The 12994-nt window shown below is 45.3% G+C and carries 14 protein-coding genes; 7 read left to right on the top strand and 7 right to left on the bottom strand.

What is annotated here, in order from left to right; all coding sequences use genetic code 11:
• Positions 1–101: 101 nt before the first annotated feature.
• The 4 genes from KKE17_08210 to KKE17_08195 form a co-directional block, all read right to left on the bottom strand.
• Positions 102–776 carry a PAS domain-containing protein gene (locus tag KKE17_08210; protein ID MBU1709970.1) on the bottom strand — a complete coding sequence of 225 codons (675 nt, stop codon included), beginning with the start codon at positions 774–776 and terminating at the stop codon, positions 102–104.
• Positions 777–898: 122 nt separating this feature from the next.
• Positions 899–1552 (bottom strand): YceH family protein, encoded by a 654-nt coding sequence (locus KKE17_08205; protein MBU1709969.1) that lies wholly within the window; start codon positions 1550–1552, stop codon positions 899–901.
• 66 nt (positions 1553–1618) lie between these two features.
• Positions 1619–2761: a SprT-like domain-containing protein gene (locus KKE17_08200; GenBank protein ID MBU1709968.1), complete on the bottom strand. Its 1143-nt coding sequence runs from the start codon at positions 2759–2761 to the stop codon at positions 1619–1621.
• A 424-nt stretch (positions 2762–3185) separates the two neighbouring features.
• On the bottom strand, positions 3186–3554 hold the full coding sequence (locus tag KKE17_08195) for a PilZ domain-containing protein (protein ID MBU1709967.1): 369 nt from the start codon (positions 3552–3554) through the stop codon (positions 3186–3188).
• A 548-nt stretch (positions 3555–4102) separates the two neighbouring features.
• On the opposite strand from KKE17_08195, the gene KKE17_08190 reads away from it, so the two are divergent.
• From KKE17_08190 to KKE17_08160, 7 genes are all read left to right on the top strand, one after another.
• A complete protein-coding gene (locus KKE17_08190) occupies positions 4103–4402 on the top strand; it encodes a hypothetical protein (protein MBU1709966.1) in 300 nt (99 codons plus the stop codon).
• Between the two features lie 339 nt (positions 4403–4741).
• Positions 4742–6385 carry an EAL domain-containing protein gene (locus tag KKE17_08185; GenBank protein ID MBU1709965.1) on the top strand — a complete coding sequence of 548 codons (1644 nt, stop codon included), beginning with the start codon at positions 4742–4744 and terminating at the stop codon, positions 6383–6385.
• A gap of 337 nt (positions 6386–6722) precedes the next feature.
• A complete protein-coding gene (locus KKE17_08180) occupies positions 6723–7145 on the top strand; it encodes a hypothetical protein (protein ID MBU1709964.1) in 423 nt (140 codons plus the stop codon).
• A gap of 421 nt (positions 7146–7566) precedes the next feature.
• On the top strand, positions 7567–8619 hold the full coding sequence (locus KKE17_08175; protein MBU1709963.1) for a 4Fe-4S dicluster domain-containing protein: 1053 nt from the start codon (positions 7567–7569) through the stop codon (positions 8617–8619).
• The gene (locus tag KKE17_08170) at positions 8612–9511 is read left to right on the top strand and encodes an FAD/NAD(P)-binding protein (protein ID MBU1709962.1); all 900 of its coding nucleotides are present in this window, start codon (positions 8612–8614) and stop codon (positions 9509–9511) included. Before KKE17_08175 ends, KKE17_08170 begins: the two co-directional genes overlap by 8 nt.
• Positions 9512–9525: 14 nt before the next feature.
• Positions 9526–10302, top strand: a complete 777-nt coding sequence (locus KKE17_08165; GenBank protein ID MBU1709961.1) for an NADH:ubiquinone oxidoreductase — start codon at positions 9526–9528, stop codon at positions 10300–10302.
• An 11-nt stretch (positions 10303–10313) separates the two neighbouring features.
• A complete protein-coding gene (locus KKE17_08160; protein ID MBU1709960.1) occupies positions 10314–11588 on the top strand; it encodes a Ni/Fe hydrogenase subunit alpha in 1275 nt (424 codons plus the stop codon).
• A 274-nt stretch (positions 11589–11862) separates the two neighbouring features.
• On the opposite strand, the gene KKE17_08155 is transcribed toward KKE17_08160, so the two are convergent.
• The 3 genes from KKE17_08155 to KKE17_08145 form a co-directional block, all read right to left on the bottom strand.
• The gene (locus KKE17_08155; protein ID MBU1709959.1) at positions 11863–12060 is read right to left on the bottom strand and encodes a hypothetical protein; all 198 of its coding nucleotides are present in this window, start codon (positions 12058–12060) and stop codon (positions 11863–11865) included.
• 73 nt (positions 12061–12133) lie between these two features.
• Positions 12134–12445, bottom strand: coding sequence for a hypothetical protein (locus KKE17_08150; protein ID MBU1709958.1), 312 nt, complete (start codon positions 12443–12445; stop codon positions 12134–12136).
• A gap of 118 nt (positions 12446–12563) precedes the next feature.
• Entirely contained in the window at positions 12564–12812 is a 249-nt protein-coding gene (locus KKE17_08145; protein MBU1709957.1) for a hypothetical protein, read from the bottom strand.
• Between the last annotated feature and the right edge of the window lie 182 nt (positions 12813–12994).

Below are 12994 nucleotides of genomic sequence, written 5' to 3'. Positions count from 1 at the left end.
TCAGCCAGTCGACATGATATGAGTTGCATCCGGCATTGTATTAGCGCTTTATTGTAAGTTCGAGGTGCTACATCAATTTTTATAAAATTACGGGCGAAAAATCACGGGTATTGCAAGCTCTCGCTCCGACAGGCTCCTAGGCGGGAATGCTCGATCTCACCTTCATGGGGGAGATGATCGGAAAGCGTCTTAATCTCCGGACAGGACGCACATGGGATGGAATCACCCCGGAAAACCTCATAACAATGTTTGCCAAGCAGTTCTTCAGGGGACGATTGCAAAGCAACACAGGCTGCCTTGTTGACCCGGATAATCCGCATATCGGTATCATGAATAGTCACCACGTCGCTGATAGCATCAAAAATACGATCGAGATCGGCCATCGCCTGATAAGCAAGTTCATCAGCCCGTTGCCGGTTGGTCATATCAGTGCCGAAACCGATGATCTCCGAAAGTTGACCTGCTTCATCGCGCAGTAAAAGATGGTTCCACCTTATCGTCCGACTTTCACCTTTCTTATTGATCAGCTCCGACTCGTAAAATGAAGGGGCATCATCTTTGGTTAGAAATCCCAAAATACTTGCATCATCATGACGTCGGTCACTCCAATGCAATTTGGCCCGCCAGTTCGCGCCTTTTAATTCCTCGGCATGAAACCCTGTAACCACCGTAAAATATGGGTTTACAAAAACGATACGGTCATCAGAGCGGACCCCGTAAACCAAGGCGGGAACCTCATTGATGATCTGGATGTCTCTTTGGTTATTTTTCGGCATTGGGGCCCCGGCAGGATTTAATCTAAAACCAATCCAGCACAACTGGATTTTAATGATTATCCGACAACCTTGGGATGATTGTCAAGCCGGAGACAAACGAACTAATTAATAAAAAATGAGGCTCAATCAAACTGCTCTTTAAACTCGGCAAAATTCTGCTGCAATTGCTCAAATGCGAAGCGCAACTCCTTGACCTCATTTTCCAGAGCAGCAATTCTTTCATTTTCAGCCATCACCTCAAGGGCAACGGCTTCAGGTCTGGCCACAGATATTCCCTCAATTTCAGCTACCGGCTCACCGGCCAGGAGATGTGCATAACGCCGCTCTTTACAGCCCGGTTGCCTGGGCATCTTGACGACCAAACCCATCTCGGCCAGACTCTGCAAAGCACTTTCCGCTTCCGCCAGGTCTGCAAACTCACACAACCTACCAGCCCGCCCTCTGATCTCACCAGCCGTCTGAAACCCCCTGACCAGAAGCAGACATAACACCGCAGCCTCACGTGCCACCAGATTTTGCTTTTTAACGAAATTCTCGCCATATTTCGGAACCCGACTGGCATCGCTCTGCCAGACAAACTGCTTCTGCTTTAACTCATCGAGCGCCCGATAAACCGTTTTCTCATCATAATCAACCACCGGATTACGATTTGATTTCTGGTTACATGCGTTCATCAGTCCATTCAGGGACAAGGGATAATAATCCGGGGTGGCCATTTCTTTTTCCATCAGACATCCCAGCACCCTACTTTCAACTTCCGACAACTGACAGTCCATATGAGCTTCTCCTTGCCCAGCAGCGCTGGATCACTTGCATTGCCCATGACGGGCAAAATATTTCAATCAACTATCACAAACCAGCAAATTACCCAAGAAGCCTTCCCGTTTGGCAATCGCCCGACTGACATTAAGCTCGCGGCCAGCCGTTATCCCGGCCTGGTAAGAATTACCAAAAACATTTGATGGTCTACCCCGACGGGTAAAAAGACGCGGAAAAAGCATCCTCTTGAAATCCTGCAACCCACTGTCCCCGGCGCAGACCACAGCGCTGACCGTAATCGGCAGATTTTCCTTGCCATTCTTCCGGGCTAGCACATCCGCCGGCGGTTCAAATCCGGCCAATTTTTCCCGAAAGCCACTGAGGACCCCCAACCAGTATGAACGTTTCCGGGAAACAGGTTCTTTTGTTTCGAGTGCATGCTTTTCCCATAACAGGGGAAGATTGTTAAACAGAAAATAATAGATATACTCGGCAATCAAGACATTTTCTTCCGTGCCCAAAAGATTAATGACCTTGTTTGTCCGACACAAGGCAGCATCGTATTGACCGGCAAAAATAATTTCCACAAAGAAGAAATCAGAAAGAATCGAACAGATTAAACGCTGGTAATTTTCAATACGTTTTTTCCGATGATTAATCACCCGATAGTTATAAGATGAATCTTCGTCCTGCCCGACCCGCCTGAGATTATACCGTGCAATTATTTCATTGACCTTGCGGGTCGCGGCAAAGGCCTCATGCTCATTGCCGGACCTGGCCAGAGCCAATAGTTTTCGCACCTTGTTGAGCATTTTGTGATTATGCCCCGGAGAATCAAAACCTGCTTCCGACTCATTATCATTAGCAGCCAGATCCGCCCTGGCCCCGCGAAACAGAACAGGCACCCCGATCATCTCGCAGGCCCGTTGGAACATCTCCCCATGGGCCTGATCAGACTTGAAAAGATCAGAAACAATCTGGTGGGCCATCTCGTGCTTAAGGATATTAACGACCTGATCCCAGGAACGATTCCGGATCAGATTGACCGAAACCTTAATGGTGCGCAGCCCTGCATCCCATTTCCCCAAAAAAGACCTGGCCTCGACCAGTTCCAGGATCGGCTTGACCAGTTTCACCCGGTAATTCCAGCAGATCGAGTCATATTCACGATAGAGCTGGCTGGTCCAGATCTGTTTTAATTTAAGGTCCTGCGCACTATCGAACATGGATTATCCCTTTAAATATGCCCCAAGGGCACTTCCTTCGGGGCGCACCCCAAGGGCACTTCCTTCGGGGCGCACTTACATAATGTTTCGTTTGAACCGAACGGCGCTTTGTAAAGATTGCCATTCAAGCACAACTCAGCTTTATTTCTGACACAATAATCCAGAGACGATTTTTTTTAAAGATAACAGAACAATGAAAATATTGAGGAAAAGAAGAGGGAAACTAGAAATTATACTTTCACAACCTACTTCAAAACGGACATACACCATATTCAGCCGCCATAATGCAGATATCGCCTTTCGATTATAGTGCGAAAAAATCAATCAATTGTGCGGCAAATTATTTGGGACATTAATTCCTCCCCCTGTCCTGTTTGGATCCATTAAAGACAGGGGGAATAATTAATCATTACCAGAAAAGAGTTCAAACCAATGTGTTTTTATATATAAAATGATTAAGCATTGAAATCTGTTTTTGGGAAAGATCGACAAATTTGACTCCACGCTGGTTCAAGACAGGAGGAGAAGTAACACCGTTAATTACACAATCAGTCACCGTCTCAAAAGATATCCGGTCAAGATAAAAGTCGGTTTCCCCATACATTATATCAAGCTCACACAGATCATTAAGACAGCCCTGCTCATCAACGTAACAAAAAGCCATACCTCCCCGGCTGATATCAATAATCCGGGCGGGAATCACCGTACTGCGACAGAATACCGCAAAAGCTCCCGGCTTAACCAAAAATCTCCTGAATCTTCTCCTTTCAACAATTTCTTTTCCGTTCATCATCAACCTCCTTACCGCCTAAGGTTAAAACATGAGGTTGCAAACTGAAAATACCGCAAGGGCTATTGTCACAACCCCATGCCACAATATAATTACACCACAAAAAAGCCGGTTTTGTCAATTCAAACCGCTTTTTTCGCATGTGGGTAAAATTATAAACATTTGTTCTGAAATTAACTCTTCACGATCCCTTAAAATCCGAACAAAAATTATCCAAATTGCAAATCAAATATATCTACCGAAAACCCTTGGCATTTCGACATCCATTAGTAACAAAACCAAAAAAATTCGATACGAAATTAATCAAATTATATTTAAACAAATTGACTAAAGTTAAAAACCATACCAATGATAAAAATCATAAATAGTGTCTGTCCAGAAATGAGGATTTTTGTTCGAGATCAAGGCATGCGAAAAAATAACCACAGGCATATATTTGATATTCCAATGATTATTTTTTTCGCATAACGCAGAGATCGGTCAAAAAGACCATTTATGGACAGGCACTAAATATAATATCATAACAAAAGCAAGAAAGGAGCTACACAGACATGTCATTTGAACTTGAAAAATTCCATAAAGCGATCATGACTCTCTGCGGTGAAGGGGAAAAGCGGGAAAGACTGATTGACGCCTACCTGTTCTGCATCATTCATATCAAGGCGGAAAATCTACCGAAAAGCATCCAACAGGAATTCAACAAACTGGAGAACAACCTCAACTATATAGAACCATCAGAGGGAGAAGGCCGAGTCCAGGCTACCGTAAACTCAATGACTGCGGAAGAGTTGGATAATTGCATCAGTAAAATCATTGAAATTCATGAAAATCTTATCCGCACAGAGGTTTAACCACTAACCGCAAAGTTATTAACTCAAGTTCACAACCAATTAATTAGTGACATTATTTGTCATAAAAAACAATTAATGTCATTTTTATAAAGAAAATCAATCTGATACACCTCAGCAATCACACCTTTAACAGTTAGGACATATTTTAGCCTAACGCTTAGTTCCTCGCAGCAAAGCACGTTTTCCGGATAAACAAAAATTCATCCTCCAATTAAACGGATGAAAAAAACAAACAGGCCTGAAGTTCGGCGCATTTATTGCAATAAATCAGGAAATTATCAAATATATATCAGCCCGAAAATACAAGGGCCATATAATTACCGTTTCGGACATAATCAAATGCTTAGTCATCTTTTCAGTATATCAACAGCTTCAATTATCGTTGTTGTTGCCGCAACTATCTTATTGACCTATTCGCTTTTCTTCCCGGTAAGAATCCTCTGCCGGGAAGAACATACCCTCAGTTTCTGGTGGAAGATACTTGGCCTTTTTGTCTTGTTTTTCATCTGCAGTTTTATGGCCTTCGGATATATGCTGATCATCAGAGCAGTATCAACCACAGAACTGCTGATGTCCCTCATTCTACTGAGCGGCAGCATTTTCGTCTTCCTCGTCGTCCGGTTAAGCATGATGTCCATCGAAGGCATAAAAAAATCAGCCGCCAAAGAACAACACCGGGCCCTTCACGATGACCTTACAGGTTTACCCAACCGTCTGCTCCTAAATGACCGCATTGACCATGGAATTCTTGTGGCGGAAAGACACCAGGAGTCCATGGCGATTGTGATGCTGGACCTTAATCGCTTCAAAGAAATTAATGACGCCCTGGGCCATTTCTATGGTGATTATGTTTTACAGGAAATTGCGGCACGGCTTCGGGAAACAGTCAGAAAATCAGACACGGTGGCCCGATTCGGCGGTGATGAATTTGCGATAGTTTTACCGAACTCCGACCTGGAACAGGCCATCGCAATTTGTCAAAAGATCTCCGCTTCGATTGAAGAACCGATCCTGATCGAGGGACATAATGTCAGCGTTGGCATGAGCGCAGGGATCTCCACCTTTCCGGAACACGCCAGAGACTCCGAAACACTGCTGCAACACGCCGATGTTGCCATGTATGAGGCCAAACGCAACGATATAACCTTTGTTGTTTACAGTCACGACCAGAACAATGACACCTGGAAACGGCTGGTATTAATTGGTGAACTACGAAACGCCATCCGGAATAAGCAATTAACCCTGCATTATCAACCCAAAATAAATTTTATTGGCGGCCACCTTTGCGGAGTAGAAGCCCTGGTAAGATGGGAACACCCGGAGAAAGGGACCCTCGGGCCGGACACCTTTATTGAACTCTCTGAACAGACCGGCATGATAAATGATCTTACCTACTGGGTCCTGAATAATTCTTTAGAACAATGCGCAATCTGGCACAAAGAAGGGCTAAAAATAAATATCTCGGTAAATCTCTCGATCAAAAATCTGCAAGATAATAAATTTCCGGACACCGTCCAGAGTCTTTTAAAAACATGGCAGATAAAACCAAAATATTTAACTCTGGAGATCACCGAAACCAGTATGATGATCGATCCGAAAAGGGTAAATAAATCCATCGAGAAACTGCACGAGATCGGAGTCAAGATAGCTATTGATGACTACGGTGCCGGGTACTCATCCCTCTCATACCTGCGTAATTTCCCGGCCATTGAGGTTAAGATCGACAAGTCATTTATCATGAATATGCTTACCAACGAAGAAGATGCCATCATAGTAAACTCCACGATAGATCTGGCCCACAATATGGGAATGCAGGTAGTAGCCGAAGGGGTTGAAAGCATAGACGTTTCAAATTCCCTTGAAAAACAGGGGTGCGACATAATACAAGGATTTCATATATGCAAACCGTTGCCGGTCGCTGAATTCAATGATTGGTTTAAAAATTCTTTATGGAAAAATCCCCGCGCCTATCGCTCCAATTAAATATTTAATGACCGCCAGTTGACATTCCTTGTCCGATAAGATGTCATCTCTTGTCATATTATTTTATAGATATTAATTTTTTTACCAATCACCCCGCTAAAAAAGTTTACAACCGTCATTATCTTAAATTACCAACAGACACCTCACATATACCTCAATCTCACCGATTTAGACCACGCCATAACCTTGATCCAACCCCGGGAAACGACACTTGCCATACCTTTAAGGCACAATATTTGCAAATTATGCAATTAAAGAAAATCACAAAATAAACCGAATAGATAAATGGAGGAATAAGCAGAAACCCAAATCTGTAGTATAAAAAAAAGGGGGCGCCATGAACGAAATTGACAGGCTTCAACTATTGGCTGAACTGGTAGAGACGTCATGTGAGTTAAATCACGGCCCGGACACAAAAAAACAATCACCCCCAGCCACCGACTACATTGTCATCCCGTTTGGCTATCAGGAAAATGAGGTAACCGATGTCTGCGCCAGAGAATTGGTGGTTCCCGTCTGTTACGACTGTGCCCAGGCGCTCCTTGGCAGTGACTGGACCTTGCTTTACTGCTTCGAATGCAATAGCAGCCAATGGGTCTACCGTAAAATGGCCAAAAACAAATACCGCCATCATATTCTATGGCTACGTGGATGTCCGGACTGCTCCTACGAATTCGGCGGCCTTTATTTTAATGAAATCTCAATCTATCCGAAAAGTGTGGAGTTCCTGCTGCAACAGATGAAGTTAAGCGCAGCCTGATCAGCGCCCAAACATCTATCTGAAAGCTCATCCCGAAAAATCACCAATCTGTTTATATTTTTTCCCACAGATTGGCTTGACACAGGCGGTCATGAAATTGGTTATGGATCAATATTATGACCGCTTTTTTTATTCAGCCCACCTGATAACAAAAAACTAAACCTCCCGCTCTACTATTACAGAGACTTTAATCTGCAAAGGATCCGCTCTGCAACAAGTCCCTTGGTTAAGATCTGCTGAAATTACATATAGGGCAACATTTCAAATGGTCAAAAACAATCATCATTGTTGATCATCCAGTGATAAATTCATAACATTACACCGCACAAATATTATTATATTTGTATTAAATAATTCAATTTTGATAGTCTTAGATGTGAAGATACAATAATTGAGAACAATCTTTCCCGGGAGAGCCGGCATGATATTCAAGGTTTTCGACAAAGCAGAGTTGCAAAAACTCTTTGAGATTATTGCCATCAACCCGGTGGTCGGGCCGGTCAGTCGGGGGCTAGACCGTAATGGTCTTCCCCTGGTCGATTTTGATTACGTCTATGACTTCGATGATCTATGCCTTGACTACCGCAATACCACCCACTCTCTCAAACGTTTTTTTCTCCCCTACCGGGAAAATCTCTGTTCGTTTGAGATGAACGGCGATAACTGGGATAAAATCATTGATCTAAATGTCTATAAAACACATGTTTTTTTCGGGATCCATGCCTGCGACATCAATGGACTGAACAAGCTTGAAAAAGTGCTGACCGGCAATGTCTACCCTGACCCATATTTTACCGCCAAGCGCCAGAACATGTTTATCATCGCCCTTAATTGTCTTTCCCCACTGCCCTCCTGCTTTTGCCGCTCAATGGGGACGGACACTCTTCTGCATGGCTTCGAACTGCTGCTAACCGATCTGGGTGATCGTTTCTTTGCCGAAATCCAGTCCTCAAAGGCCTTCAATATCCTCAAGGCGATTGAAACCAGAGATCCCGAAGAACATGACCATGAACGCTACATGGAAGTCATAGAGGACAAAAACAAAAGTTTTATGACCCAAGTCGACACCACCGATCTCACCAAAATACTGGACATGGAATTCCAGGCCGATGTCTGGAAGGAATGGGGTGATAAATGCCTGGCCTGCGGCACCTGCGCCAATGTCTGCCCGACTTGCTATTGTTACGGAGTTGAAGAAAACGTCGATCTGGAACTCCAGGGAGCCTCCAAGACCAGGCATCTTCATTCGTGCAATCTGATTGATTTTGCCCAGGTTGCCGGCGGCCATAATTTTCGGCCGGAGAGACATGTCCGTCTGAAATACCGTTTCTACCATAAACACCGGGGGTTTGTTGAGGCCTATGAAGAATCATTGTGCGTTGGTTGCGGCCGCTGCGGCAATGCCTGTCTGGCCGGAATAACCGTGCCGGAAGTCATTGCCAGTGTCCGGGGCAAGGAGCACAGCCATGAGTAAACTACCATTCGTCGATGTCCTTGATAACACGGTCTCTTCCCACATCAAAGATGACATGAGCAGTTTTGAGTACACCTATAAGGCTGAAATAACCAATCTATACCAACTAACCGCCGCAGAAAAACTGTACCAGTTACAGATCATCGACCCGAAACAAAGAAGAGATTTTACCTTCCGCCCAGGTCAGTTCGTCATGCTTGAGATACCAGGCATCGGTGAAGCTCCTTTTTCCATCTCTTCCTCCCCGATCCGGCATGGTGATATCGAGTTATGTATCAGGGCAGTCGGCAACCTGACTAACTTCCTGAACCGTCTACAACGCGGCACCAATGTCGGAATCAGTGGTCCGTTCGGCACCAGTTTCCCGGTGGAAAAAATGGAAGGCCAGAACGTCATGCTGATTGCCGGTGGCCTGGGAATTGTTCCTTTGCGGGCCCCAATTTTCTCCGTATTGGAAAACCGAAGCCGCTACCAGGAGGTAGACATCATTTACGGTGCCATAAAGCCCGACTCACTCCTCTTCACCTATCAGTATGAAACGTGGCGCCAGTTTGACATCAATCTCAATATCACCGTTGACCAACCTGATTCTTCATGGACCGGGCCGGTGGGCCGGGTCACCGATATCCTGCAAAAAAGAATCGATGAAATCACCAATTTCGCCGACACCACATACGTAATCGCCTGCGGACCGCCGATCATGTTCAAATTTGTCTGCGACATGGTCATGAAAAAAGGACTGCCTATGCATAAAATGTTCGTCTCCCTGGAAAGAAGGATGCACTGCGGGCGTGGCAAGTGCTGCAGATGTAATATCGGATCGACCTATACCTGTCTGAAGGGTCCGGTTTTTGATTACTGGTCGGTACTGAATCTGAAAGAAGCAATCTAGCCCGGAGAACAAGAATGACCACAAAACGATCATTTCTCGGCGTGCCGATCCCAAGACCTAAAGTGGCTTTTTTTGAATTTTCTTCCTGTGAAGGATGCCAGTTACAGCTCTTGAATAATGAAGCCACCCTGCTTGATTTTTTATCACTGCTCGATATCGTCTCATTTCGCGAGGCGATGACCGAACGAAGCGACGATTACGAGATCGCCTTCGTCGAAGGAAGCATCACCCGATCCGATGATGTGAAACGTTTAGAGAAAATCAGAGAAAATGCCAAGGTGCTGGTCGCTTTTGGATCATGCGCCTGTTTTGGCGGCGTCAACCAACTCAAAAACAGATTCAATGATCTGGACTGGGTCAAAGCCGAGGTCTACGGCACGCATCCCATCGAGACCCAGGAGGTTACCCCCCTTGCGGCCCACGTAACTGTTGACCTTGAAATCTACGGCTGCCCGGTAAACAAGGAGGAAGTTGAACGCGTGGTGACCAATCTGGTTTTAGGCAAGGCCATAAACCACCCTCGATATCCGGTTTGCATGGAGTGCAAGGCCAACGAAAACATCTGTCTTTTCGATCTCGGGGAGCCATGCCTGGGGCCGATCACCCGGGCCGGTTGTGATGCCTGGTGCACCAAAAACCGAATGGGGTGCTGGGGATGCCGGGGACCGGCAGATGATGCCAATGTTGGGCAACTCAAAAAAATCATGATTGATCATAACTTTCCCAAAGAAAGAATTCTCGATCGGCTGGAATGTTTCGGCGGATTTTCAAAATATATCGCCGACTTCTAAAGGAACCACAAATGAAGATAAACTGCGACATAGACGTAAAACACCTGACCAGAGTAGAAGGCCACGGCAACATCCGAATCAGAATCAAGAATGGCCAGGTTCAGGAGGCCCGTTGGGAAGTCGTGGAGACGCCCCGATTTTTTGAGGCCATTCTGGTCAATAAAAACTGGGAAAACGCCCCGATCCTCTGCGGCCGAATTTGCGGGATATGCTCCATTGGCCATACCCTGGCCAGTATCCGGGCCATCGAAAACGGCTTTGGTATTGAGTGCTCAAACCAGACCCGGGACCTGCGCCTGCTGTTAAAACATTTTGAGACCCTGCAAAGCCACGTGTTGCATCTTTACTTTCTGGTCGCCCCGGACTTTCTGAATACCGGTAGCGTTCTGCCATTGATTAAATCAAATCCCGACGAGATCCAAAGAGCGGCCCGGCTCAAACTGCTGGCCAATGACGGAGCAGATCTGATCGGCGGACGCCGCCTCCATCCAACCCGGACGGTGGTCGGCGGATTCACCATGCTGCCGGAAAAAGCCAAACTCGAACTATTGCGTCGACGCCTGGTCTCTTCGGTTGCCGATCTCAGCCAAACCGCTGAATTATTCCGTACCTTTATCATTCCTGACTTTATCAGGGAAACCGAATTTGTTTCCCTGCAGGAAGAAAACAGTTATCCATTTATCGGCGGCAATCTGCTCTCAAGCGATGGGGTGAGAAAAAAAGAAGAACAATATCGGGAAATGACCAATGAATACCTGGTGGAGCGTTCCACTTCAAAATGGAGCCGCCTTTCCCGCCAGACCATGGCCGTAGGCGCCCTGGCCCGCATAAACAACAACTTCAAAAATCTTCAGCCCCAGGCCCGGAAGCTGGCCGAAACATTCGGGCTGACTCCGGTCTGTCATAACCCGTTCATGAATAACATCGCCCAACTCGTGGAATGTCTGCATGTAGTTATTGACAGCATCATGCTGATTGATCGATTGCTCGACACAGCCTGGACTGAGCCCCGACAAAAAGTCACGCCCCGCGCCGGTTCAGGAATCGCAGCGGTGGAAGTACCTCGGGGCATCTTATATCACGCCTATGAATTTGATCAAACAGGGCGGATCCTCAAAGCAGACTGTGTGATTCCCACCAGTCAGAACAACGGAAATATCCATCACGATATTGTGGAGCTGGCAGAACAATGCGCGAATTCAGGCAGGTCTGACCAGGAAATTCAGCTCCTGGCAGAAATGCTGGTCAGGGCCTATGATCCGTGCATTTCATGTTCCGTCCATTAGGGATTAGCAAAATACACAATGGCCCGGGAAAAACCGGTACCCCAGCGATCTTTTCGCCTTATTTGCGGAGGAGAAACAAGAATCTTTAACCTTTCTTTTTCCGGGCAGGCCTCTTTTGTTTTTTATCCGGTTCATCCTCTTTGCCGGAAAAAAGCACATAACCAAGCCCGGAACATTCGGAACATTCTTCGCACGACAAAAGAAACCGGCTGACCCCTTTAAAATAGCTTATTTGCCCTGCCCCGCCGCAGAACTCACAAACTATTTTCATACTTTATCGTCGGTTAAGATTACACTGTTTGGTCTGATCAATAACGACCCCTAAATGTTTGAAAAAATTCAAGGCCTCCCCGTTTGCCGGATCGCGCTTTACCATCTCTTCATACACCACGAACAACTTGGTCATGACGTGCAACATTTCATGTTCCGCAAGTGAACCCAAATCTTCCCAGATATCGTTCATTTCTTTCATTTAAAATCGCCTGCTCGATTAAAGAAAATCCGCCCTAACCAGACGAACACTGACGAAACAAATGTTGAGCGGATTATACCCAGAATTGCCACCATTTCTTCTCAACATAATAGGTCCGGTCGGGGACGATATAATCTCCAACATATTCCAGATTGTCCAGCTCCCAGAATGTCTCAAAATGAATTTTCGGCATATCATCTTTTGAATTTAATATAATTTCGGCAAAATTCTTATCACGAAATATCCTGGCCGACACCAGCAACTCGGCCTGTTTAAGATTGTCTGCTTTGATAAAAAAATTCTGATAAAACCCGTATTTCTGGATTTTCCCATCGCGATTGAGCAAAACATTACGCCCATTGACCAGTAACCTGTATCTTTTCATATTAATCAGTATAAAAGAAATTAGCAGAGATTAGCCGGGATAAAAACCGGAGGAACAGACAATTAATATTCTTGGTTTTCATTAAACAAAAAAAGGTTAATACCACAAACTTTCTCAACTAATCAACCGCTCTTCTGGTTTTAGTTATCATTTTATCCTTGTTATCCACCCCATGAGACATCGAGTCCCCAAGAGACAAAAGCATATAGGAGATCACCGCCACCGCGATCGACAGAAACAGCAACTTCAACATTTCCTTTGGTTTAAAATATACAAAAATCACCAAGACAACGATGATGCCGATCGCCAACAGCGGATAACAACGGAAAAACCAGGACACCCATCCAATTATATGCTCAAAATCCATATTCCCCCCATCCAGAAAACAAGCGCGGTATCAATTTCCATTAATAAACAACCCCGCCGCAGAGCAGCGGGGTATTTGGTGCTAGAACAACGTTAGTTGCTGTTTCAGCAGCTCTTTGTATTGGTTTGTTTTACCTTGTTTCTTGACATAATTTTGAATGGATTTTTCGTTGCCGTGTTGCC

It is taken from the genome of Pseudomonadota bacterium (genome assembly GCA_018823135.1).
Classification (GTDB): Bacteria; Desulfobacterota; Desulfobulbia; order Desulfobulbales; family CALZHT01; genus JAHJJF01.
The sequence above is the reverse complement of the archived record's forward strand: the minus strand, read 5'-3'. Positions and strand labels throughout refer to the sequence as shown.